Annotated in this window: 23 protein-coding genes; 11 read left to right on the top strand and 12 right to left on the bottom strand. The window is 60.0% G+C overall.

What is annotated here, in order from left to right; translation table 11 throughout:
• Window positions 1-2: 2 nt before the first annotated feature.
• Window positions 3-296, top strand: coding sequence for a hypothetical protein (locus QP999_RS07985; protein ID WP_070523946.1), 294 nt, complete (start codon window positions 3-5; stop codon window positions 294-296).
• A gap of 20 nt (window positions 297-316) precedes the next feature.
• The gene (locus tag QP999_RS07980; RefSeq protein ID WP_144014534.1) at window positions 317-1087 is read left to right on the top strand and encodes an isoprenyl transferase; all 771 of its coding nucleotides are present in this window, start codon (window positions 317-319) and stop codon (window positions 1085-1087) included.
• 14 nt (window positions 1088-1101) lie between these two features.
• On the opposite strand, the gene coaA is transcribed toward QP999_RS07980, so the two are convergent.
• Window positions 1102-2028, bottom strand: a complete 927-nt coding sequence (gene coaA, locus QP999_RS07975) for a type I pantothenate kinase (RefSeq protein ID WP_070523949.1) — start codon at window positions 2026-2028, stop codon at window positions 1102-1104.
• A 195-nt stretch (window positions 2029-2223) separates the two neighbouring features.
• Between coaA and glyA the strand changes: the two genes are divergently transcribed.
• Entirely contained in the window at window positions 2224-3525 is a 1302-nt protein-coding gene (gene glyA / locus QP999_RS07970; protein ID WP_070523952.1) for a serine hydroxymethyltransferase, read from the top strand.
• On the opposite strand, the gene QP999_RS07965 is transcribed toward glyA, so the two are convergent.
• Window positions 3522-3842, bottom strand: coding sequence for a DUF5997 family protein (locus tag QP999_RS07965; RefSeq protein ID WP_083303792.1), 321 nt, complete (start codon window positions 3840-3842; stop codon window positions 3522-3524). The two genes, glyA and QP999_RS07965, sit on opposite strands and share 4 nt — an antisense overlap.
• Window positions 3843-3940: 98 nt before the next feature.
• On the opposite strand from QP999_RS07965, the gene QP999_RS07960 reads away from it, so the two are divergent.
• The 5 genes from QP999_RS07960 to QP999_RS07940 all read left to right on the top strand — a co-directional run bounded on the left by QP999_RS07960 (window position 3941) and on the right by QP999_RS07940 (window position 9028).
• The gene (locus QP999_RS07960; RefSeq protein ID WP_070562548.1) at window positions 3941-4642 is read left to right on the top strand and encodes a LysR family transcriptional regulator substrate-binding protein; all 702 of its coding nucleotides are present in this window, start codon (window positions 3941-3943) and stop codon (window positions 4640-4642) included.
• 127 nt (window positions 4643-4769) lie between these two features.
• Window positions 4770-5432 carry an LGFP repeat-containing protein gene (locus tag QP999_RS07955; RefSeq protein WP_070686000.1) on the top strand — a complete coding sequence of 221 codons (663 nt, stop codon included), beginning with the start codon at window positions 4770-4772 and terminating at the stop codon, window positions 5430-5432.
• Window positions 5433-5803: 371 nt separating this feature from the next.
• Window positions 5804-7162 carry an RNA 5'-3' helicase PhoH2 gene (gene phoH2 / locus QP999_RS07950; protein WP_070523961.1) on the top strand — a complete coding sequence of 453 codons (1359 nt, stop codon included), beginning with the start codon at window positions 5804-5806 and terminating at the stop codon, window positions 7160-7162.
• A gap of 71 nt (window positions 7163-7233) precedes the next feature.
• A complete protein-coding gene (locus QP999_RS07945; RefSeq protein ID WP_070523963.1) occupies window positions 7234-7809 on the top strand; it encodes a GNAT family N-acetyltransferase in 576 nt (191 codons plus the stop codon).
• Between the two features lie 82 nt (window positions 7810-7891).
• Window positions 7892-9028: a hypothetical protein gene (locus QP999_RS07940; RefSeq protein WP_284848037.1), complete on the top strand. Its 1137-nt coding sequence runs from the start codon at window positions 7892-7894 to the stop codon at window positions 9026-9028.
• A 150-nt stretch (window positions 9029-9178) separates the two neighbouring features.
• Here the strand turns inward: QP999_RS07940 and QP999_RS07935 are convergent, their stop codons facing one another.
• From QP999_RS07935 to glpX, 4 genes are all read right to left on the bottom strand, one after another.
• Window positions 9179-10753 carry an MDR family MFS transporter gene (locus tag QP999_RS07935; RefSeq protein ID WP_070562557.1) on the bottom strand — a complete coding sequence of 525 codons (1575 nt, stop codon included), beginning with the start codon at window positions 10751-10753 and terminating at the stop codon, window positions 9179-9181.
• Window positions 10747-11358 (bottom strand): TetR/AcrR family transcriptional regulator, encoded by a 612-nt coding sequence (locus tag QP999_RS07930; RefSeq protein ID WP_185963397.1) that lies wholly within the window; start codon window positions 11356-11358, stop codon window positions 10747-10749. Before QP999_RS07930 ends, QP999_RS07935 begins: the two co-directional genes overlap by 7 nt.
• A gap of 180 nt (window positions 11359-11538) precedes the next feature.
• Entirely contained in the window at window positions 11539-12939 is a 1401-nt protein-coding gene (locus tag QP999_RS07925; protein ID WP_070562562.1) for a class II fumarate hydratase, read from the bottom strand.
• Between the two features lie 98 nt (window positions 12940-13037).
• Window positions 13038-14057 (bottom strand): class II fructose-bisphosphatase, encoded by a 1020-nt coding sequence (glpX, locus tag QP999_RS07920; protein ID WP_070523973.1) that lies wholly within the window; start codon window positions 14055-14057, stop codon window positions 13038-13040.
• A gap of 201 nt (window positions 14058-14258) precedes the next feature.
• Here glpX and QP999_RS07915 point away from each other — a divergent pair, with 201 nt between their 5' ends.
• Complete coding sequence (locus QP999_RS07915; RefSeq protein ID WP_070562565.1) at window positions 14259-14849, top strand: DUF4245 domain-containing protein; 591 nt, start codon at window positions 14259-14261, stop codon at window positions 14847-14849.
• A gap of 4 nt (window positions 14850-14853) precedes the next feature.
• On the opposite strand, the gene QP999_RS07910 is transcribed toward QP999_RS07915, so the two are convergent.
• The 3 genes from QP999_RS07910 to xseA are packed head-to-tail and all read right to left on the bottom strand — an operon-like array spanning window position 14854 to window position 16776.
• On the bottom strand, window positions 14854-15207 hold the full coding sequence (locus QP999_RS07910) for a hypothetical protein (protein WP_070523977.1): 354 nt from the start codon (window positions 15205-15207) through the stop codon (window positions 14854-14856).
• Window positions 15208-15495, bottom strand: coding sequence for an exodeoxyribonuclease VII small subunit (locus tag QP999_RS07905; protein WP_070523979.1), 288 nt, complete (start codon window positions 15493-15495; stop codon window positions 15208-15210).
• A gap of 39 nt (window positions 15496-15534) precedes the next feature.
• Window positions 15535-16776, bottom strand: coding sequence for an exodeoxyribonuclease VII large subunit (xseA, locus tag QP999_RS07900; protein ID WP_070523981.1), 1242 nt, complete (start codon window positions 16774-16776; stop codon window positions 15535-15537).
• A 142-nt stretch (window positions 16777-16918) separates the two neighbouring features.
• On the opposite strand from xseA, the gene QP999_RS07895 reads away from it, so the two are divergent.
• Complete coding sequence (locus QP999_RS07895) at window positions 16919-17878, top strand: 4-hydroxy-3-methylbut-2-enyl diphosphate reductase (RefSeq protein ID WP_180952102.1); 960 nt, start codon at window positions 16919-16921, stop codon at window positions 17876-17878.
• On the opposite strand, the gene QP999_RS07890 is transcribed toward QP999_RS07895, so the two are convergent.
• From QP999_RS07890 to QP999_RS07880, 3 genes are read right to left on the bottom strand one after another with little or no spacing between them, the layout of a single operon-like run.
• Complete coding sequence (locus tag QP999_RS07890) at window positions 17875-18618, bottom strand: DUF6542 domain-containing protein (RefSeq protein ID WP_284848036.1); 744 nt, start codon at window positions 18616-18618, stop codon at window positions 17875-17877. The genes QP999_RS07895 and QP999_RS07890 overlap by 4 nt on opposite strands.
• 35 nt (window positions 18619-18653) lie before the next feature.
• Complete coding sequence (locus QP999_RS07885) at window positions 18654-19724, bottom strand: DNA recombination protein RmuC (protein WP_070562602.1); 1071 nt, start codon at window positions 19722-19724, stop codon at window positions 18654-18656.
• A 36-nt stretch (window positions 19725-19760) separates the two neighbouring features.
• A complete protein-coding gene (locus QP999_RS07880; protein ID WP_070523987.1) occupies window positions 19761-21248 on the bottom strand; it encodes an AI-2E family transporter in 1488 nt (495 codons plus the stop codon).
• 47 nt (window positions 21249-21295) lie between these two features.
• On the opposite strand from QP999_RS07880, the gene ychF reads away from it, so the two are divergent.
• Window positions 21296-22381 carry a redox-regulated ATPase YchF gene (gene ychF, locus QP999_RS07875; RefSeq protein ID WP_070523989.1) on the top strand — a complete coding sequence of 362 codons (1086 nt, stop codon included), beginning with the start codon at window positions 21296-21298 and terminating at the stop codon, window positions 22379-22381.
• The last annotated feature ends 26 nt before the right edge of the window (window positions 22382-22407 follow it).

The raw sequence follows: 22407 nt of genomic DNA, 5'->3' as shown, positions 1-22407 counted from the left end.
GCATGAACGCTTTCTACCTCGCAGCGCACGACGTCGCCCTGCTCGCCCAAGGAAGCCAAAGCGGGCCGGTTGGACCGGAGTTTGGTAAGGCTTCGCCTATTGGTCTGCTCATCCTCGCCCTGATGGGTGTTGCTGTCCTTTTTGCAGGCTGGAATTTTCACCGCCGCTATTCGCGCTTCCGTCGTCGAACCATGTTTGCGCAGGATCACGGCATCGATCCGTTCAATGATGAGGCGATCGATTCGGCAATGAAGGAAGCCGGCATCCTCGATAACAGCAAGAAGTCCATCTTTTAAGGTAGAGGACGATTCCCACCGTGAAGTTCCTAAGCCAGCTCCTGTACCCCCTTTACGAAGCGCGTCTGACACGTGAAATCAAGAACAAGCCGCAACCACGCCACGTGGCAATCATGGCTGATGGCAACCGCCGCTGGGCGCGCGAGGCTGGATTTACGGATATCAGCCACGGCCATCGGCAGGGCGCGCGGAAGATCAGCGAGATGATCTCTTGGTGCCAAGGCACCGACATCGAGGTTGTCACTATCTACCTGCTCTCGACGGAGAACCTGAAGCGCAGCGAGCAGGAGGTGCAGCTGCTCTTCGACATCATCTCGGATGTCGTTACGCACCTCTCCCAAGGGGACTTGGATTGCCAGATCCGGCTCGTTGGGCACCTAGATCTGCTCCCTGAACAGGTCACGGCCAAGATGCAAAGCGCGGCTGAGGCCACGGAGGAGCACCAGGGAGTCATCGTCAACATCGCGGTTGGTTATGGTGGGCGCCAGGAAATTGTGGACGCCGTGCAGAGTTTCATTCGCGGCGAAGCCCGCAAGGGGTTGAGCGCTGAGGAAATTGCGGACAACGTGACGGCGGAGGCCATTACGGGCAACCTTTATACCAAGGGTTTGCCTGACCCCGATCTCGTCATTCGTACCTCCGGCGAGCAGAGGCTGTCCGGCTTTCTGCTGTGGCAGGCCGCTTACTCGGAGATCTGGTTCACGGACACCTATTGGCCCGCATTCCGCCGGGTGGATTTCCTGCGCGCCTTGCGTGACTATTCGCAGCGCTCGCGCCGCTTCGGCCGCTAGCCCTGGCGATCGGGCTAGAGCTTACGCATCCTCACCCGGTCAACCAGGTGGTGCGAGCCCTTGCACAGAACCAGGGAGGCGCGTACCCGGGTGGGCAAAATGTTCTCGATGAGGTTGGGCAGGTTGATGGACTGCCAGATTTCACGGGCCTGCACGTAGGCCTCCTCGTCCGTCATGTCCGCGAAGGACGCGAAGTGCGCCCCTGGTTCGCGGAAGGCAGTGTGGCGGAGCTTGAGGAAGCGATCAATGTACCACTTTTCGATGTCGTCGACTCGGGCGTCCACGTAAACAGAGAAGTCGAACAGGTCCGAAACCATGAGGGTCGGCCCGGTTTGTAAGACGTTGAGGCCTTCCAAAATGAGGATGTCCGGCTGGCGAACCTCCTGAAACTCACCAGGAACAATGTCATAAGACACATGCGAGTACAGCGGTGCGGTTACCAGCGGCTTGCCGGACTTAACGTCGGTAACAAAACGCATGAGCGCGCGACGGTCATAAGACTCCGGGTAGCCCTTGCGCTGCATAAGCCCGTGCTCTTTAAGATACGCGGTGGGGTAGAGGAACCCGTCGGTGGTGACCAGATCAACCTTCGGGTGGGAATCCCAGCGCTGTAGAAGAACTTGGAGCAAGCGCGCGGTCGTTGACTTGCCCACCGCTACGGAGCCGGCAACGCCGATGACGAAAGGAACGTGCGTGGGTGGGTTTCCTAAGAATGCCTCGGTAGCGGTAGTGAGTTTTTGGCGGGCCTCAACCTGCATGTGGATGAGACGGGATAACGGAAGATAAACTTCAGCCACTTCAGTGAGGTCGATGCGGTCACCGATACCACGGAGTTTTTCCACCTCGGTTGCAGTTAGCACCTGTGGCATGGATTTACGCAGGGCACGCCACGTATCGCGGTCAAAATCGAGGTACGGGCTCGCATCGGTCATTCGCGCCATGCCGACTATTGTTCCACTCAGCAGAGCGCCTGTGGCAATCGCCCCGAATGAAAAGATTCGAGGAGGCCCCCACGCGGGGGATGCGGGCGTTAGGATGTAGAACTAGCTTCGGCGATTGCAGAGCCGGTGGTGTCGTGCCGCGGGCGGGCGCCGCGGGCTTCATTGACCACCTCTACGAAGGGACATCACGCTTTCATGACCACTACGAACAATTCAGACGTGCGCTACCAGGAGATGCGCGATCTCGACCCCGAGGTCTTTGCTGCTATTAACGGTGAGATTGCTCGTCAGCGCGATACCCTCGAGATGATCGCGTCGGAAAACTTCGTCCCCCGCGCGGTTCTGCAGGCGCAGGGCTCTGTTCTGACCAACAAGTATGCCGAGGGCTACCCGGGGCGCCGCTATTACGGCGGCTGCGAGCACGTTGACATCGTAGAAGATCTGGCTCGTGATCGTGCCAAGGCGCTTTTCGGCGCTGATTTTGCCAACGTCCAGCCCCACTCCGGCGCCCAGGCCAATGCCGCCGTGCTGGCGTCGCTGATCCAGCCGGGTGACAAGATCATGGGCCTGTCCTTGGCTCATGGTGGGCACCTGACCCACGGCATGAAGCTCAACTTCTCCGGCAAGCTTTACGACGTTGCCGCGTACGAGGTTGACCCGGAGACCATGCGCCTTGACATGGATAAGGTGCGCGAGCAGGCGCTGGCAGAAAAGCCCCAGGTGATCATCGCTGGTTGGTCCGCTTACCCGCGCACCATTGATTTCGAGGCTTTCCGCTCCATCGCGGATGAGGTCGGTGCGTACCTGTGGACGGATATGGCGCACTTCGCGGGCCTCGTGGCAGCTGGGCTGCACCCCTCCCCGGTGCCGCACTCCGATGTCGTGTCTTCCACCGTGCACAAGACGCTGGGCGGCCCTCGTTCCGGTCTCATCCTGGCCAAGCAGGATTTTGCCAAGAAGATCAACTCCAACGTCTTCCCGGGGCAGCAGGGCGGGCCGCTCATGCACGTCATCGCGGCGAAGGCTATCGCGCTGAAGATCGCGGCCACCGAGGAGTTCAAGGAGCGCCAGGAGCGCACCCTGGAAGGTGCTCGCATTCTGGCTGAGCGCCTGACCGCCGAGGATTGCACCAAGGCGGGCGTCGACGTCCTTACTGGCGGTACCGACGTGCACCTCGTCTTGGCGGACCTGCGCAACTCCGAGCTCGATGGTCAGCAGGCGGAGGACCTCCTCCACGAGGTCGGCATCACCGTGAACCGCAATGCGGTGCCGAACGATCCGCGCCCGCCGATGGTCACCTCCGGCCTACGCATTGGTACCCCGGCCCTGGCTACCCGCGGCCTCGACACGGCGGCCTTCACCGAGGTTGCCGACGTTATCGGTACTGCACTGGCAAACGGTAAGAACGCGGACGTCGCCAAGCTGCGCGCCCGCGTTGAGAAGGTCGCCGCGGACTTCCCGCTCTACGACGGCCTTGAGGACTGGAAGCTGGTCTAAGCTTCCTTGCGCTCTTCAGCGTGGGCTTTCCGGGCGGCTTCGAGCCACTCGGGCATCGCGCTGAGGAGCTCTTTAATTTCCGCGGTGGTGAGAGGGCGGTCCATCTCGTTCTTCTTCAGCGAGGTCACGGAGATTCCCAGCTTTTGTGCCACGACCGGGCGCGGGTGCGGGCCCTCGCGGCGTAGGGTAGCGAGCCACTCCGGCGGGTTCTCCTGTAAGTCGCGCAGCTGCGCATGGGTTACCGCGTTGGCTTGAAACTCCTCCGGGGCGGCCGGCAGGTAGATGCCCAACTTCTTCGCTGCGGTTTGCGCACGCATGGCGGTGCCGGAAGGCTGCTGGGTTTCGTTGGCTGGGGTTTCACTATTCGGGGTATCAGTCACGCTCACAACGCTAGCAGCACCGTAGTATGAGGTGCATGCTCCGCCTTGTCTTTTCCACTGGCACAGAACCCGGCAAATGGTTTCGTCGCTACCGTGATTCACATCCACCAGAGTCCCTGGTAACCGTCGACGCCGATGACGCGATGGACGTTCTTCTTGCTCATGAGGCAGATCTAGCGCTGACCCGCTTGCCGGATTCGCGGGTTGATGACAGCTTCCACGTCGTCCAGCTCTACGAGGAAGCACCCGGCATCGCCGTTCCGAAAGATTCTGTCTACGCGGAGGTTGGGGAGGACGTCACGCAGGAGGATGTTGCCGAAGAAATAGTGAATTACCGGATTGCGCAGGACGGCAGCGTCGATGTTCCGGCGCTGCGCACCGCTTTGCAGGTCGTGGCAGCCAACGTGGGCGTAGCCATCGCGCCGCGGCCTTTGTTGAAGGTGCTGAGCAAGAAGCAGGTCGTGGCACTGGGCTTGGAGGACCCCACTGTGGCTCGCACAGTGATTGCACTGGTGTGGCGCCGGGCTGATGACGGCGATGAGATCCAAGACTTCGTCGGGGTCGCAAAGGGAAGGACGCGGAATTCATCCCGCAATGCCGCTCCGAAACGCAGCGCACGCGACAAAGCAAAAGCTAAGCAAGCGCGCAGAAAGTCCCAAGAAAAGCCTCAAAGAGGCTCGGCTTCCAAACCGTTATCAAAAAGATATAGGGGTTCTCAACAGCGGAAACGGAGATAAAGCAACGTCTTTGTTGTCAAATCATAGGTTCTGTGGTGGCAGGAAGTGCTGGCCATGCCTACGGTGGGCATCGTTCTCAACAAAAGTACTTAGAACAGTGCTCAACTAGACAGAAAGGCTTAAGAATATGAAGAAGATGACTCGTCGTTTCGCCGCAGGTATCGCCGCCGCCACCCTGTCCTTGGGGGTCGTTGCTTGTTCCGATGCTGAGGATGCCGCTAAGGATGCTGGCGACGCTGCTCAGTCCGCTGCGTCCGACGCTACCGATGCTGCCGGTTCTGCCGCTAAGGACGCAAAGGATTCCATGAAGGACTCCGAGTCCGCCGATTCTTCCGAGGCCGAGGGCTCTGAGGGGGCCGAGGGCAGCGAAGGTGCCGATTCTTCTGAGTCGGACTCTGCCGAGTCGAAGGATGGCGCTGGCGCTGAGGGCGACAAGGAGAGCGTGTCCACCGCCAATGGTGACGTAGAGGTTCCTTCTGATTTCGCTCAGGCCATCAAGGAGAAGGCTGCTGAGTGGGGCGATCCGGAATCCATTGAAAACACCGACAAGGGAAGCGTTGCTACCTTTGCCAAGGACAAGCTGCTGGCATTCGGTGAGGGTGACGGCACCCAGCCGATCATCGGCAAGATCGCAGAGACCTGGACCGAGGAAGGCGGCCTGGAGAGCAAGGTTGGCCTGCCGACTGGCCCGGAGCAGGCCGAGGGCAACGGCTGGGTACAGGAGTTCACCAATGGCACCATCTCCTGGATGCAGGGTGAGTCCGGTGAGTACGAGGCCACCATCAACTAAGCGCTCATGAAACGGCTCGCTGTCTTGTGAGCTAAAGCGACAAAGCTCCGCACTGATAACCACGGTGCGGAGCTTCTTCGTTTTTCACGGTCAACGCGTGAAAGTGCAGGGCCGAAGAATGTAGCTGCAGTGTTGGGGGAGTGGGGGAGAGACGACAGGCTCGTAGAGCCTGATGGGAATGGTGTGACGCTGGTGATTGTCGTTTTAATACTGTTCATCTTGCACCCATGTAATTTCAACCTTTGCTCTCTAGCGTGGACGGTGTCCGGAAGCTAAGAACAGGCTCCGGACAGTTCGAAAACCACCAGCTTCACCATGCCGTCCCAGGTCGATGAGTTGGGGCGGGCATAACAAGGGAGAACCCTGCCGCTATGACCAATCCTTCCGTCCTCACCGAGCAGCCGCATGAGGCCTCTGTTTTGACCAAGACCTATGTCATCGATACGTCCGTCCTTCTCTCAGATCCCTGGGCGTTGCGTAAGTTCGCTGAACACGATGTGGTACTGCCCATCGTCGTTATTTCTGAGTTGGAAGGAAAACGTCATCACCCGGAGCTTGGCTGGTTCGCCCGCCAAGCTCTTCGCTTTTTGGAGGACCTTCGCGCTACCTATGAGGCGTTGGACCAGCCCCTGCCCGTAAATGCAGCGGGCGGGACTTTGCGCGTGGAACTCAACCACCAGGATCAATCCTTGTTGCCGGCGGCCTTTCGCGGGCCGGAGGGAGATCACCGGATTCTGGCCTGCGCGCTGAATCTCCAGCATGAGGGCAAGGACACCGTCCTGGTGACTAAGGACGTCCCATTGCGTGTCAAGGCTGGTGCTGTAGGCCTGCAGGCGGATGAATACCATGCGCAGGACGTCGTGCTCACCGGTTACACCGGCATGGCTACGGTGCCCACCAGCGCTGAGGTCATCGATGAGCTCTACGGGGAGGGCGAGGTGCTTATCGACGGATCCGTGACCACCGCCGGCACCCGCGTCGAGGACCTGCCGGTGCACTGTGGCATTACGCTGCAGGCGGGCGGGCAGTCCGCTCTGGGCCGGATGACGGCTGAGGGCACCGTTCGCTTGGTGCGCGGCGATGCGAATGTCTTTGGTCTGCAAGGCCGCTCTGCTGAGCAGCGCGTTGCCCTGGACCTTCTCTTGGATCCCTCCGTTGGAATCATGTCCATCGGAGGCAGGGCGGGCACTGGTAAGTCCGCGCTGGCGTTGTGTGCTGGCTTGGAGGCAGTGCTGGAGCGCGGCGAACACCGTCGTATCGTGGTGTTTCGCCCCATGTATGCGGTGGGCGGGCAGTCCCTGGGATATCTGCCGGGCTCTGAAAGCGAGAAGATGAATCCATGGGCGCAGGCCGTCTATGACACTCTGGAAGGTCTGGTATCCGAAAACGTCATGGACGAAGTCCAGGACCGCGGATTGCTGGAGGTTCTCCCGTTGACCCATATTCGCGGCCGCAGCCTGCATGATTCTTTCGTCATCGTTGATGAGGCCCAATCGCTTGAGCGCAATGTGCTGTTGACTGTTTTGTCGCGCTTGGGGCGTGGCTCCCGAGTTGTACTGACGCATGATGTTGCTCAGCGCGATAACCTGCGCGTTGGCCGCCACGACGGCGTGCAGGCAGTCATTGAAAAACTTAAAGGGCGTGAGCTCTTTGCACACGTCACGCTGCAACGCTCTGAGCGCTCTGCCATTGCAGAGCTGGTCACCGATCTGCTGGAAGGCGAAAGCTAACGCGTTCGCGCGCGGCGATCTCTCTGCCCTCAGCTTGGCATTGACGCCGTGTGCTCAGTAATAATTGTTCCATGAGCGACAACGCGAAAGACAAGAAGAAGGATTTCCGCATCCGTCCCTTCAATGCGGCGGACTATCCGCAGATGCGAGAAATCTATGAGCAGGGCCTCAACACTGGCCACGCTACCTACGAGACCCGCTCGTTGACCTTTGAAGAGTTCAAAAACGTCAAAATCATGGCGTCAGTTTTCGTCGCTGTTGAGGCGGAGGATGATTCAAAGGTTCTCGGCTGGGTGTGCGCCGCGCAGGCGTCTACCCGCACCGTGTTCCACGGCGTCGTCGAGGATTCCATCTACCTGAGCAAGGAAGCCCAGGGAAGGGGCATCGGTGGCGCCTTGCTGGATCAGCTCATCGAGGTTTGCCGCGACCTGCATAAGTGGGCTATCCACTCGTGGATCTTCCCGGAGAACGAAGGTTCCGCCGGCCTCCATAAGTCCCGTGGCTTCGTCAAGGTGGGCACGTACTCCCACATGGCAAAGATGACCTACGGTGAGCTCGCCGGCCAGTGGCGCGATACGGACGTGTATGAGCTTCTTCTGCCGAAGCCCGAGGAGAAGAAGGCAGCAGCCAACCAGAAGAGAAAGTAATTATCCTGCTTTTCTAATGGAAGGGCATGAGTGGGGATAGAATTAAAGCTGTTCTTATTCCCTCTCGCTTAGAAGGTGAAGCATGTCCTTGCGCACTTCTGTCCTTGCCCTTACTACAGCCGCAGCCGTGGCAACCGGTGCTTTCTCCGCACCTGTTGCCACGGCAGCAACCTATCCGTCGGCTGGTTCCGTTCCTGTGGCCGAGCTCGACGTTAATCAGCCTAACGGCGCTCTGGCCTATGTCTTTGCCGAGCCAGTGATGCAGTCCGACATCGACTTGGTTACCCGCCAAGTTCGCGAGTTGCGCGGCAAAGCCTGGGACACCAACCTGCCCTTCAACGGCGGAACCCTGCGACAGGCCGCTAGTGCCGCTGGCTACCGCACCCGCGAGGCATATGTGAATTCAATCTCCTGGGACCGCGGTCTCGAGCACGCGGTTTTGCAGCGTGCTGCTGAGGGAAACTTCTTGTTTGATCATCGCCGCGCAGTTGGCACACGTACTCCTGAAATCTTGGACAACTACAATACCTTGGACAACCTGACCACGACGGACATGGAACATGCCGTTGAATCGTGGTCTACAAGCAGAAGCAGCGGTCCCAGCGAGTGGGACTACCTTGTCCGAGAGAACGGCCAATGGTCAACAAATAATGGCCACCTGTACACGATTCTTAATCCTGAATACGTGAAGTTTGCGCAGGCTCAAATCGGAGAAGTGACAGCTGGTCTCTATTCGGCCGATGATAAGCCGTCCGAACCGGCGCGGTTGGCGGCCGGTCGCCATGCATTCCCCATCGCCGTGCCGGAAAGCGCTATAAACCGTGCTGAACTGATGGCCACGGGAGGCACCTCGGTCGGAAGCCAAGGAAGCCTGGGTTTGCGCATCGATGGATTCTGGGGAGCGAAGCTGGGGGTTCCGGTGGCGGCGCCCAGCAGTAGCGACCCAGAGGTCCTTGAAGTCAACGAGGACGGAACCTACACAGCAAAGTCTGAGGGCACCGCGACCGTCACCTTTAACACCTATGTTCTGCGCAATGGCCAGGCAAAGGTCTCGGATAACCAGATCACCAAGACCGTGAAGGTGACCAAGAAGTCCCTCGGCGGGGACTTGAGCTCCGGCGGCACGAACATTGGTGCCATCGTGGGCATCCTCGCCGGCGTGCTCGCGCTCATCGGCGTGGCTGCCCAGGTAGCACGCCAGTTGGGAATCTTGCGCTAAGCATCGTGACAATAAGAAATCCTCGCTACGTGAATGCTCGTAGCGAGGATTCGTTCTTACTTCACCCGGTTTCTACGCCGAGGGGACATCCCAGCTCCCAGACCACCGTTGCTCGTCGTCAAGCGCCAGCTTGTCTCGAAGCAGTGGCTTCTAATCAATCGTCTCCTTGAGGTGCTCCTCGCGGACGGGGAGGATGAGGAGGAGCGCGATGATGGCCATAGGAACCATCAGCAGGATGACGGGGGTTAGGCCGTCGTTGTAAGCGTTGAGGATAACGTCCTTGATGGGGTCCGGCAGCTGAGCAACCAGCGCCGGGGTAAGGCTGGAGGAACCACCATTGGCGCTGGCAAACTTCTCCGCGAAGGGCTTGCCTGCCTCACCCATGGACTTGATGGCAGCGGGCATGTTGGCGGCCATTTCATCCTTCATGTTGTGGATGAAGAGGGAGCCGACGAGGGACGCGCCGATGGCGGAACCGATCTGACGGAAGAAGTTATTTGCGGCAGTCGCGGTTCCGACGAGGGCGATGGGGAAGGAGTTCTGGACAATGAGGACCAGAACCTGCATGACGAAGCCAAGGCCGATGCCGAAGACGAGGAATTCTGCACCGAGCTGGGTCAGAGAGGTGTCTGCAGTCAGCTTGGACATCCAGAACAGCGCGCCAGCAGTGATTGCTAGGCCGATGATGGGGTAGCGCTTGTAGTGACCGGTGCGGGCGATGATGAAACCGACGGCTGTGGAGGTTCCGATCATGCCGACCATCATCGGGATCATCATGAGACCCGCCTTGGTCGGGGTCAAAGTGTGAACCATCTGCAGGTAGGTTGGCATGTAGCCCAGCACTCCGAACATCGCCAGGCCCAGCACCATGCCGGCTGCGGTCGTGAGAACCATGTTGCGGTTCTTGAACAGCTGTACCGGGATGAGCGGCTCCTTAGCCTTGGATTCCACAAAGACAGTAATGATGGCGCCGATGATGACGGTGACACCAAGGCCGAGGATGATCGGGTCGGACCACTCGTATTGGGTTCCGCCCCAGGTCGTCATAAGGATCAGGGAGGCGGTGGTGATGGAGATGAAGATGGCGCCGAGGAGGTCAAACTTGCGCAGGTCGGTATCGCCGACGCGTAGGTGGAGGACCAGGGTGCATACGATGATAGCGAGCAGACCCAGCGGGATGTTCATCCACATGCCCCAGCGCCAGCCCGGGCCGTCAGTGAACCAGCCACCGAGGACTGGGCCGAGGACGGAGGAGAGTCCAAAGACGCCGCCCATGATGCCCATGAACTTGCCGCGCTCACGGGAGGTGGTGACCTCCGCGATGATGGATTGGGAGGAAATCATCATGAAACCAGCGCCGAAACCCTGCACGGCGCGGCCAATGATGAGCAGGTTCATCGAATCAGCGAAGCCGCCGAGCGTGGAGCCGATGACGAAGACGCCGATGCCGCCAATGTAGAGCCACTTGCGGCCCATCATGTCACCGAGCTTGCCGGAGATAGGCATGGCGATTGTCATCATGACCAAGAAGGCGGAGATGACCCAGCTCATGTGGTCCACGCCGCCGAGCTCGCCGACGATGGTGGGTAGAGCGGTGGCAAAAATCATCTGGCCCAAAGAGCTCATCAGCATGGTGAGCACGAGGGCGGAGAATACGAGGGCAAGGTTGTTATCCGGCTTGCCGCTGCCGGCCTGAGAGGCCGGCTTAGCCGCGGTATCTACCATGTCAGTCCTTTCGAAAATTTATTAATGAGTGTGAGCGCAGATTCGAAGCGTGCCTCAAAGGGGATGTCGCAGCTGAAATCTGGCGACGCAGTGGCTATCCAGAATGCTTCCCTGATAGCAAAGGCAATGAGTATCGCCTCAGTCTCAGCCGTGACCTCGGGCATCTGCCGCAAGGAGGGATCCTGGTCAAGGCGCTCGGTGATGAGCCCCAGGATCTCGTTCGACTTGGCCCGCTTACGGCTGAGTGCCGCCGCCGCGGCATCGCTGTCCCCAGAGATCCGACGGCGACGTTCAGCGATGACCTCGTTGACATGCTGGCCAACGAGGTGTCCTTTAACTAGGTCGACCGCCAGCCTGAAAACGCTATCCGTAGGGGCGCTAAGGAAAGCCTTCTTCTGTTCCTCTGTGAAGTCGTGACTCGGCGCACCGAGCACAGCAGTGTCTTTGGAATCAAAATAATTAAAAAAGGTGCGCCGAGAAATCCCCGCTGCGTCGCAGATTTCCTCGACGGTAACGTCGGCGAATCCACGCTCATCCACGAGACGGGTGGCGGCGTCTTCGATTCGCAGGCGCGTCTTGAGGCGCTTCTGCTCGCGTAATGACATTTCTTCTTGCACAGAGTGCAACAGTACACCCAGTGCAAATTTGCACCAAGTGCAATTCGAGTGATTTTTGAAAGGGAGATCTAAAAATATGACGGTGGTTACTATGACGCTGAGCGTGGGCGTTGAAAACGACGAAGGCCGCCCTCCCGAAGGAGAGCGGCGGCGTTCGCGAAAGCGAGCTTAGAAGTTGTCGCGGTCGCGGTTGGTCATGGTGAGAACGTTGAGGCGCTCATCGAGCTCCTCCTCAGTGAGGTTCTCTCCGTCGACGAAGCCGAGGTCGATGACTGCCTCGCGGACAGTGATCTTCTCGTGCAGTGCGTGCTTAGCTGCCTTGGCTGCGTTCTCGTAGCCAATCTTGGAGTTCAGCGGGGTCACGATGGAGGTGGAGGACTCCGCAAACTTCTTCATGCGCTCCTCGTTGGCCTCGATGCCGTCAACGCACTTCTCAGCGAAAACGCGGGAGACGTTGGCCAGCAGACGGGCCGACTCGAGAACGTTGCGAGCCATCATCGGGATGTAGACATTGAGCTCGAAGTGGCCGTTGGAGCCGCCGAAGGCAACGGCTGCATCGTTACCGATAACCTGGCCAGCGACCATGGTGGCGGCCTCACACAGAACCGGGTTGACCTTGCCCGGCATGATGGAGGAGCCCGGTTGCAGGTCCTTCAAGTGGATCTCGGACAAACCGGTCAACGGGCCGGAGCCCATGAGGCGGATGTCGTTGGCAATCTTGTTGAGGGAGATAGCCACGGTGCGCATAGCGCCGGAGAATTCCACCAAGGCGTCGCGAGCGGCCTGGGCCTCAAAGTGGTTCTTAGCCTCAGACAGCTCCTTGACGCCGGTGAGCTTCTTGAGCTCCTCGGTAACCTTGCCACCGAAGTCAGCGGAAGTGTTCAGGCCGGTACCGGTTGCGGTGCCGCCGATGGCCAGCTCGCCCAAGCGCGGCAAGGTTGCCTCAATGCGCTCAATGCCGAGCTCGATCTGGCGAGCGTAGCCGCCAAACTCCTGGCCCAGGGTGATCGGGGTGGCGTCCATCAGGTGGGTGCGTCCGGACTTGACCACGTCGGCGAATTCCTTGGCCTTAGCCACGAGGGATTCGTGGAGGACCTTGAGGCCCGGGATGAGGTCGTTGACGGCAGCCTCGGTCGCCGCAACATGGGTTGCGGTGGGGAAGGTGTCGTTGGAGGACTGGCCCATGTTCACGTGGTCATTCGGGTGAATCTCTACGCCATTGTTGTGGGCGATGGAAGCGATGACCTCGTTCGTGTTCATGTTGGAAGAGGTACCGGAGCCGGTCTGGAAGACATCGATCGGGAAGGCATCGTTGTGCTTGCCTTCTGCAATCTCGGTGGCTGCCGCAATGATAGCGTCGGCCTTCTCCGCATCCAGCTTGCCGGAATCCTTATTCACCTGAGCGCAGGCGGCCTTGAGAAGACCGAGTGCGCGGATCTGGGCAGCTTCAAGGCCACGGCCAGAAATGGGGAAGTTTTCCACAGCGCGCTGGGTTTGGGCACGCCACAGGGCGTCGACCGGAACCTTGACTTCGCCCATAGTGTCGTGTTCGATGCGGTATTCAGTCATGAAGTCACCTTTTCTGTGAGATGAGAATTGTAGAGTTCTTTATGTGTGCCGTGGCACGGCATTGATGGCCACCGTAGCACTCTTCGCAGGAAAGTGGATTAGCTTTCCTTATCGTGGGGGTTGGTGTAGTCCACCACGGAGTATTCCTGCAGCTTAGCCAGCTTATGGATGGAATCGACGTAGCGGATCGTGCCGGACTTGGAGCGCATGACCAGAGAACGGGTCGTGGCGCCGTTGGGGCGGTAGGACACGCCGCGGAGCATGTCGCCATTGGTAACGCCGGTTGCGGCGAAGTAGCAGTTTTCAGAAGAGACCAGATCGTTGGTGGTGAGGACGCGATCAAGGTCGTGTCCGGCCTTGCGTGCCTTCTCTGCCTCTGCTTCATCTTTAGGCCACAGCTTGCCTTGGATTTCACCACCCATACACTTCATGGCACATGCGGTGATGATGCCCTCTGGGGTGCCACCGATACCCATCATCATATCGATGGAGTTGGTGTCCTGGCAGGTGGCGATGGCGCCGGCGACGTCACCATCCATGATGAGGCGAACCTTGGCGCCTGCCTCACGGATCTGGCGGATAAGGTCATCGTGGCGCGGGCGGTCGAGTACGACGACGGTCAGGTCAGCTGGCTTGATGCCCTTGGCCTTGGCCACGGATTTGATGTTCCACTCCACGGACTCATTGAGATCGATTGAGCCAACAGCCTCTGGGCCGACAGCAATCTTCTTCATATAGAACACTGCGGATGGGTCATACATGGTGCCGCGCTCAGCAGCAGCGATGACGGAAATAGCGTTCGGGCGGCCTTCTGCCATAAGACGGGTGCCGTCAACCGGGTCGACGGCGATGTCCATCTCTGCACCCTGGCCGGTGCCGACTTTTTCTCCGTTGAACAGCATGGGGGCTTCATCCTTTTCGCCCTCACCGATGACGACGATGCCGTTCATCTCTACGGAGTTGATGAGCTTGCGCATAGCATCCACCGCGGCGCCGTCACCTTCATTCTTCTGTCCACGGCCAACCCAGCGACCCGAGGCGAGTGCTGCTGCCTCAGTGACACGCACCAGCTCCATGGCTAGGTTGCGATCGGGGATATAAGACGTGTTATCAGACATGTGTGATTAGTCCCTTTCTTTTCAGGTGGCTCGGCCCGGGGTGGGGGACAACCCGGAATACATATTCCATTCTTCCACTTTTCCCTCGTATCCAAGCCCGAATGCCTCCCCCAGAAGAGGGTCTCAGTCAAGTTGGCCACCAAAAGGGCAGGTGGGAGGTCGCTGTCGCGAGCGCGGGAGGCGGCGTGACATACTGGGCGGGTGGCATCTGAAGATAAACCTAAGATTTTTGAGGACGCGCGTGATATCACCCTGACGGTGGGCGTCATCCTCATCATGATGTTCCTGGCGGTTGGAGCAACGGGACTGTGCTCGATCAACCCGGAAAAGCCGGGGCCCGTGCAGAACGTGGATGCCGCTACGTTTCTGGAAATGGAGGCGCGCGGCACCGGGGCCGTCATCAGGGAGCCCGTCATGCCGGAGGGCTGGCAGCCTACGGCCGCACGGCGTAAGGAGATGGGCGGCGAATCCGGTGCCGTGGTGAGCTGGCTTACCGCCGAGGAAGGCTACGTGGAATCGGCGCAGACGCAGTTGGCGCTTGGCGATGTCCCCTCGGCCTACGACTCCAACTATCGTGGCAACTCCGAGCGGCGTGAGGTGGCGGGCCACGACGTGGAAATCCTGAGCAGTGACGACAAAGATGTGCGTCCACTGTGGATTACTGACTTGGGCGATGCCCGCCTCGTTCTTACGGGCTCTGCCTCCGACGCTGATTATGAGACGGCCCTCACCGCCTTCGCGGAAGCTGAGCCGCTCCAAATTGCTGAGGATGGCAGCGTCGTCAGCGAGTAAATAGTTAGCGGAACGTCACGCTCTGCAGCGTTTCATCCCACTCCACCTCGACGGCATCGCCGGCGGCACTGGTGAGAGACTCCGGGTCGAGCCCACTCAGGCGCGTCTTGCCCAGGTAGACATCGACCTTTTCGTGTTGGGACTTGCCGGGGAAGAGTGCAATTTCGACGAGTTTATCAGCGCTAAAACGCAGGACGATGGAGCCGGAGAAATAGCTGATTTCCTCTCCGCTCACGGTGTGCGGCGGGCCGAAAAACTCCTCGACGAGCTGGCGTGAATCCCCAAAGACCATGGATCCCGCTCCGCCCGACTTGGAGACGAAATCGACGCGATCTCCCGGGTAGCCGTAAATTTTCATTTAATCCTCTCCTGCTTCTGCATTGGTGGCTGCGCTATCGGTGCCCTCAGTATTCTTGCGGAGGGCTTCCTCTACGCGCTTCGATGCGCCGTCGAGGTGCGCCTCGCAAGCTTTTGCTAGGGCCTCGCCACGCTCCCAGTATTTAAGAGACTCGTCCAAGCCCATCTGGCCCAGCTCGAGGATCTTTACGGTCTCAATGAGTTCATCGCGGGCTTGTTCATAGCTCAGTTCTTCTACCGGTGGGAACGCGTCCTGGCCGGGTTGGCCGGCACCAATTGTGTCAGTCATGGGGTCAATTCCTTTTCTCTTGTGCTCTAATAAATCGTTTTAATCTGCGGCCTGGGAGGCCATTGCGGCGGCGGTAATCGAACCATCGCCAACGCGGATGCGCAGCTGCGATCCCGGGGGAGACTGCGCATAGCTGGTGACAACCTCTGGTCCGCTACCGTCGCGAGGCAGCACCTGAACGATGGCGTAGCCCCGTTCAAGTGTGGCCGAGGGGCCCAAGGCTGAGACGCGAGCACGCAACGAGGCTACCTGGTTACTTTCGCGATCCAACCGGTGCGTAACTACCCGGCGAATCAGCGCGAGGTTGCGCTCAAGTTCCTCGCGGCGCGCGTTGATCGGCACCATGGGATCGGCGAGGACCGGGCGGGAGCGGATGCTCTCGAGGCCGCGGCGTTCCCTGTCCACCCAGCCGCGCAGCGCTGCCGCCATGCGCGAGCGGGCTTCAGAGATCAGCGCATACTCCTCAGCGGCGGAAGGAACGACGCGCTTGGCCGCATCGGTGGGCGTGGCGGCGCGCAAATCGGCGACATCATCCAGCACCGGGTGGTCCGGTTCGTGTCCGATCGCGGAGACAACCGGGGTGCGGGCGTCTGCCACAGCGCGCTGGAGCGCCTCCTCGGAGAAAGGAAGCAGATCTTCCACCGAACCACCGCCGCGGGCGATGATGATGACATCGACTTCCGGGTTCGCGTCGAGAGTCCGGAGCGCGTCAATCACCTGGGTAACGGCAGTGGCTCCCTGGACAGCAGTGTTAATGACTTCGAACTGAACCGCTGGCCAACGATCCTGCGCCACGGAGAGCACATCGCGCTCGGCATGGGACCCGCGGCCGGTGATGAGGCCAATCTTCTTCGGCAGATAGGGAAGCGGCAGCTTACGGGAAGCGTCGCACAGGCCTTCCTGACGCAGCCGCTGGCGCAGCATCTCTACCCGAGCAAGAAGGTCACCAATACCGACGTGGCGGATCTCCGTGACCCACAGGGAAAAACTTCCGCGTCCGGCGTAGAAGGCGGGCTTGCCGTAGACCACGACGCGGTCGCCATCCTTGAGCGGTGAGGGGGCATTGCGGATGAGCGAGGTATTGCATGTCAACTGAACTGACTTTTCCTGTTCGACATCACGCAACGTGATGTAGGAGAGCTTCCATGTTGGCTTCATGTTCAGCTGGGTGATCTGCCCCTCCACCCAGAGGAAGCCGAGGCGCTCGATCCAGCCTTTGACTTGGTCATTGACCTTGCCGACGGGCCACGGCGTTTCCGCAGAATTGGCCGGTTGGTTCACGCGCAGTCCTTTCTCTTGAGTGGTCTAGTCTCTCGGGTATGTTCCGTCCAGTGTAAGAGGCGTGCCGGACATCTGGTGCTACCGGCCAAGCCTGGCAAGCTGTAACTACAGTATGCGCGCGACTTTCGATACTCTGGGAGCCATGACTGAAACTGCAAAGAAGGTGCTCCTGGCGGCTCCCCGCGGCTATTGCGCCGGCGTGGACCGTGCTGTTGAGACAGTGGAAAAGGCGTTGGAGAAATACGGCGCCCCTATCTACGTGCGCAAGCAAATCGTGCACAACCGCTTCGTTGTTGAATCCCTGGCTAAGCGTGGTGTCATCTTTGTGGAGGAGGCTTCCGAAGCCCCTGAAGGCGCTCACCTTGTATTTTCTGCACACGGCATTGCGCCGACGGTGCGCAAGGAAGCGGAGGAACGCAAGCAGCTAACGCTGGACGCAACGTGCCCGCTGGTGACCAAGGTGCACAAGGAAGCACAGCGCTTTGAGCGCGATGGCTATCACATCTTGCTCGTCGGCCACGAGGGCCACGAAGAGGTCGAAGGCACCGCCGGTGAGGCCCCAGAGGTTACCCACTTGGTAGATGGCTTGGACGGCGTCGACAAGCTGCCGGATTTCCTCCACGATGAGAAACTCATCTGGTTGTCGCAAACCACGTTGTCGGTTGATGAAACCATTCAGATCGTCAATAAGCTGCGTGAGCGCTTTCCACACCTGGAGAATCCGCCATCAGATGATATCTGCTACGCCACTCAGAACCGTCAGGAATCGGTGAAGGCCATTGCCCCGAAGTGTGATCTCATGATCGTCGTCGGGTCCCAGAATTCCTCCAACTCCAAGCGTCTCGTCGAGGTAGCCCTAGAAGCAGGCTCTAAGGCCTCGCACCTCGTAGACTTCGCTTCGGAGATCGAAGAAGCTTGGCTGGAGGGCGTGAACACCGTCGGCGTGACGTGTGGCGCATCCGTGCCTGAACTGCTGGTCCGTGAGGTACTGGAATTCCTGGACGAGCGTGGCTACCACGACGTTGAGCAGGTGACGACTTCCACGGAGACCATCACGTTCTCCTTGCCGCGCGATCTGCGTCCGGCACGCACCGCGCGTTAATCCTCGTCGTAGAGATTCTCTTCCAGCGGCTGGGAGGACCGCTGGGAGTGCTCCCGTGCGCGCCGCGCATTCTCTGCCGATTCAGCGGCGGCACGGCGGAAATCCTCCCGCTCGTCTGCGTCGGGGGAGGCTTGTTTGCGCTGTTCGCGCTCCTCGGCCTGAATACGGCGGCGTTCTTCGCGGTCGCGCTCCCGGACTCGGCCGGAGCCTGTGGCTTCACGAGCAAGGAGCTCGGCTACGGAAAGACGCTCGGAGCGGTTTCGAAGGTCGGAAGCTGCGTCGGTGCGGCGCTTTTCCTGGGCTTTGGCCTCACGGCTCTTCGCGCGATTGTCGCTGCGCCACAGTCGCAGGACTGCGAGTAGCGCGCAGGCAATTACTGTGACAATAAGTACGGGGAAGTGCTGCAGCAGCGGGAAGGCCGTGGTGAGAAGCGCGGTCTTAGAAAACGGCGACGCGCCTTCTGGCAAGGCTGACGTGGAACTGATGAAGCCACCGCCCACGGTTCCCAGCGCGTAGAGCAGGGGCAATGAAATTACCAGCATGTAGAGCCCGCGGGTTTCCACCAGCCAGGTGACGGCGAGCGATCCCAGTCCAAAAATCAGGGCGAACGGCAGCCCCACGCTGCCAAGCACTCCTGAGACCGTCAAAGCCACGAGCGTTACGACGAGCGCGAGGAGAAGCGCTCGGGTAAGCGGCATCCCGCGGCGGGGAGGGCGGCGACGATTTTTGGCAACTGACACGCCCAGAGAGCTTACCGGGAATGTTGGCCAAACCGTTATTCATTCTGGGCGCGCCGCGGCCAAGAACCGACACGGCGCGGCTCCACGGGCAGGCGGTCGACGCGGGCGGGGACGTCCAATTCTTTGAGCCGCCGTGCAGTGACCGAAACGCGCGAATCCAAACTAGCCAGGCTTGCGTTATAGGCCTCCACCGCGCGCTCCAGCCCGCGGCCCACCTTGTCGTAGTGCTCATTAAGAGTGTTGAGCCGGGTGTACAGCTCGCGGCCCAGGCGCTGGACCTCGCGGGCTTTATCCTCGATCTCTTCGTGCTGCCAGCTCACCGCAACGGTACGTAAGAGTGCGAAAAGGGTGCTCGGGGTAGCGATGACGATGTTGCGCTCGAAGGCGAACTCGAGCAATTCAGCGTCGATAGACAAGGCCGCGTCCACGAAGGTGTCAGCGGGGACAAAGAGGATCACAAATTGTGGTGTGGGGGAGAAGGCCTCGATATAGTCCTTCGACGCCAGTGCCTGCACGTGGGAACGCATGAGGTGCGCATGGCGGCGTAGGTATCCAGCCCGCTCCTCCGGGTCTTCAGTCTCCATCGCATCGAGGTAGGCGCTGAGCGGTACCTTGGCGTCCACGATAATGCTGCGCCCGCCGGCCAAGTGAACGACAAGATCGGGGCGGACGAGCGAGCCATTGATGCGGGCGTTCACCTGTGAATCAAAATCCACGTGTTTGCGCATACCGCCGAGCTCGACGACGCGCTCGAGCTGCACTTCGCCCCAGCGTCCCCGAACATTCGGGGAACGCAGTGCGCCGACCAGCTTGTCCGTGCGGTCAGACAGGCGTGTCGACGTGCGGGTCACCGCTTGTACTTGGCTGCTGAGTGCTGCGAGCGATGTCGCCCGATCCTCCTCGATTTCTTGGAGCTGGAGGCCCAAACGGTCCATGGCCTTCTCTAGAGGGGCGAGTTCTGCTTGGCGGCGTTGAGACTCTTGAAGTGCACGGTGTTCCTCTGATGGCTGGGCGGACTGTGCGGAATAGGCGCGGGCCAGCCAGCCCAGAGCGGCCCCGATGATGAGGCCGAGGAATAAGAGCACTACGGGAAGGGAAGACGTCATGCCTGTCATCATGGCACGCTCCCCGGACACGGAGGCTTAGCTCTTGTCTTTTGATTGCAAAATCTGTTCGAGAGCGCCAATCGCTCGCTTAATTCCCGCTCGGGCGCCGCTATCGCGCTCACTGAAGTCTGCGTCAACGTCGACATCGATCTTTTGGTCCAGCGGGCTTGTGCCGTCGTGGGCTACATCTTCCGCAGCGCCTTCGGGTGCGGCGTGGTCCGGGATGGACAGCCACTGCTCGCGCTTCCGGTCGCCCTGCTGCTGTGTGTAGCGCCCGATGAGGAAACCGGCGACCGTTGAGAATTCCAAGTCTTCGGCGGTCCTCTCGCCGGATTGGAGCATCATCATGTCTTGGAAGTAGCGGTAGACCACCGCGATGGTCGCCGCCGCCGGAACGGCGAGGAAGCCGCCGACGAGGCCGAAGAGCGCGGAACCTACAGTCACAGAAATCAACACGATGACCGGGTGCAGGTTCATGGCCTTCGATTGCAGCCACGGGGAGAGTACGTTGCCCTCAAGCTGCTGAACTAAAAGGACCAAGCCAAGAACGAGCAGTGCTTTGGTAAAGCCCAAGGAGACCAGCGCGATGGTCACGGATAGCGCACCAGCTACAATCGCGCCCACAAAGGGGATAAAGCCGGCGATGAAGGTGATGATGGCCAGCGCCATGGCCAAAGGCACCCCGATGAGTGCGAGGCCGAGGCCGATGAAGATGGCGTCGACAAGCGAGACCACCGCCTGCGCCCGCACGAAACCGCCCAGCGTGGTCCACACACGGGTGAGCAACTCGGTGAGGTGCCAGCCGGTCCGGCGGCCCGTGGCCTGGCGCAACCAGGGGAGGAAGTTGTGGCCATCTTTAAGGAAGAAGAAGGTCAGCACCACGATGATGAAGAGCGTGACCACGATGGAGGTCGCCGTGCCAATTCCCGTGAACACGGAACCCGCAATAGAGCCGGCCTGGCGCTGCAGCCACAGGGCGATCTCATCGATGTATTGGCCGATCTCATCCGGATCGAGGTTGAGCGGCGGCCCTTGTGCCCATAGCTGCAGGCGCTGAATGCCTTCCGCAGTTTGCAGGTACAGCGTTTGGGATTGCCGCGCAAAGTCCGGAGCAATGAACATGAAAAGCGAGCCCACCGCGGTAAAGGACACGAGGATGGTTACCGCCGCAGCCAGGGCCGACGGCAACCCCTTGCGCCGCATGGCGCTCGCAACAGGGGCAAGCACAGTGCAGATGATGAGAGCAATGAGAACCGGCAAAATGCCACGCCAGAAGTTGCCCAACATGCGGAATGAGGCATAGAGGAATAGCCCAATAATGGTCAGGCGCAGTGCCCACAGCGATGCGGACTTGATGACCTCGCCGACCACCACGGAGCGATCCACTTGGTTGCCTGGCGGGTGCGGCGAGACTGCGTTCAGCGAAGCGGCGTCGACGGAATCATCGAAGCGTCCGCCAAGCGCTGCCTCAGCGGCGGCGAGCTCAGGCGAGGATGCATTGGGGGATGGCTGATCAGAACTCACCCCACCATCTTGCCTTAAAAGATCCGGGGTGCGTTAGGATTGGCCCCGTGAGTCTTACACTTGGAATCGTCGGCCTGCCCAATGTGGGCAAGTCCACTTTGTTTAATGCCCTGACCCGTTCCGATATCTTGGCAGCGAACTATCCGTTTGCCACCATCGAGCCCAATGTCGGACTAGTGGAGCTTCCCGATTCCCGCCTGAACCGCCTCGCGGAAATCTTCAGCTCCGAGCGCATCCTTCCGGCCACCGTGTCCTTCGTGGACATCGCCGGCATTGTCGAGGGCGCTTCCAAGGGTGAGGGAATGGGCAACGCCTTCCTTGCCAACATCCGTGAAGCCGATGCCATCTGCCAGGTGGTGCGTGCCTTCGCTGATGAGAACGTTATCCACGTCGACGGCGAGGTTAACCCGGCGCACGATATTTCGGTCATCAACACCGAGCTCATCCTTGCGGACCTCCAGACCATCGAGAAGGCTTTGCCGCGCTTGGAAAAGGAAGCGCGCAAGAACAAGGATCTGGCAGAAACCGTGGAGGAGACCAAGAAGGCCCAGGCCATCTTGGAGGATGACCGTACCCTCTTCGCGGCGTCCAAGAACAATGAGATTGATTTGTCTTTGCTGCGCGAGCTGCACCTCATGACCGCGAAGCCTTTCCTTTATGTCTTCAACTCGGACGAGGCCGTCCTCACCGATGAGGCCAAGAAGGAGGAGCTGCGCCAGCTTGTCGCCCCGGCGGAGTGCGTCTTCCTCGATGCCCAGACTGAAACCGAGCTCCTTGAGCTCGACGAGGCAGAGGCTCTGGAATTGCTGGAGTCTGTCGGCCAGGAAGAGCCAGGCTTGGCGACGTTGGCCAAGGCCGGCTTCGCCACCCTCGGCCTGCAGACCTACCTGACCGCTGGCCCGAAGGAAGCCCGCGCGTGGACCATCAGGCAGGGCTCTGCGGCACCGCAGGCTGCTGGCGTTATCCACACCGACTTTGAGAAGAAGTTCATCAAGGCAGAAATCGTTTCCTTCGACGACCTAGACGCTGCTGGCTCCATGGCGGAAGCCCGCAACGCTGGCAAGGTGCGCCAGGAGGGTAAGGAATACATCATGCAGGATGGCGACGTCTGCGATTTCAAGATCGGCGGCTAGCTCGTGCGCTCATAGCGCGTAGGCTG

Source organism: Corynebacterium sp. MSK004, from assembly GCF_030232515.1.
In the GTDB taxonomy this organism is placed as follows: Bacteria; Actinomycetota; Actinomycetes; order Mycobacteriales; family Mycobacteriaceae; genus Corynebacterium; species Corynebacterium hesseae.
The sequence above is the reverse complement of the archived record's forward strand: the minus strand, read 5'-3'. Positions and strand labels throughout refer to the sequence as shown.

Coding starts and splice junctions, on each gene's coding strand:
- QP999_RS07985 (WP_070523946.1), top strand. CDS start 3: ATGAACGCTTTCTACCTCGCAGCGCACGACGTCGCCCTGCTCGCCCAA.
- coaA (WP_070523949.1), bottom strand. CDS start 2,028: ATGGCGCGAATGACCGATGCGAGCCCGTACCTCGATTTTGACCGCGAT.
- glyA (WP_070523952.1), top strand. CDS start 2,224: ATGACCACTACGAACAATTCAGACGTGCGCTACCAGGAGATGCGCGAT.
- QP999_RS07965 (WP_083303792.1), bottom strand. CDS start 3,842: ATGCGTGCGCAAACCGCAGCGAAGAAGTTGGGCATCTACCTGCCGGCC.
- QP999_RS07960 (WP_070562548.1), top strand. CDS start 3,941: ATGCTCCGCCTTGTCTTTTCCACTGGCACAGAACCCGGCAAATGGTTT.
- QP999_RS07955 (WP_070686000.1), top strand. CDS start 4,770: ATGAAGAAGATGACTCGTCGTTTCGCCGCAGGTATCGCCGCCGCCACC.
- phoH2 (WP_070523961.1), top strand. CDS start 5,804: ATGACCAATCCTTCCGTCCTCACCGAGCAGCCGCATGAGGCCTCTGTT.
- QP999_RS07945 (WP_070523963.1), top strand. CDS start 7,234: ATGAGCGACAACGCGAAAGACAAGAAGAAGGATTTCCGCATCCGTCCC.
- QP999_RS07940 (WP_284848037.1), top strand. CDS start 7,892: ATGTCCTTGCGCACTTCTGTCCTTGCCCTTACTACAGCCGCAGCCGTG.
- QP999_RS07935 (WP_070562557.1), bottom strand. CDS start 10,753: ATGGTAGATACCGCGGCTAAGCCGGCCTCTCAGGCCGGCAGCGGCAAG.
- QP999_RS07930 (WP_185963397.1), bottom strand. CDS start 11,358: ATGTCATTACGCGAGCAGAAGCGCCTCAAGACGCGCCTGCGAATCGAA.
- QP999_RS07925 (WP_070562562.1), bottom strand. CDS start 12,939: ATGACTGAATACCGCATCGAACACGACACTATGGGCGAAGTCAAGGTT.
- glpX (WP_070523973.1), bottom strand. CDS start 14,057: ATGTCTGATAACACGTCTTATATCCCCGATCGCAACCTAGCCATGGAG.
- QP999_RS07910 (WP_070523977.1), bottom strand. CDS start 15,207: ATGAAAATTTACGGCTACCCGGGAGATCGCGTCGATTTCGTCTCCAAG.
- QP999_RS07905 (WP_070523979.1), bottom strand. CDS start 15,495: ATGACTGACACAATTGGTGCCGGCCAACCCGGCCAGGACGCGTTCCCA.
- QP999_RS07895 (WP_180952102.1), top strand. CDS start 16,919: ATGACTGAAACTGCAAAGAAGGTGCTCCTGGCGGCTCCCCGCGGCTAT.
- QP999_RS07885 (WP_070562602.1), bottom strand. CDS start 19,724: ATGACGTCTTCCCTTCCCGTAGTGCTCTTATTCCTCGGCCTCATCATC.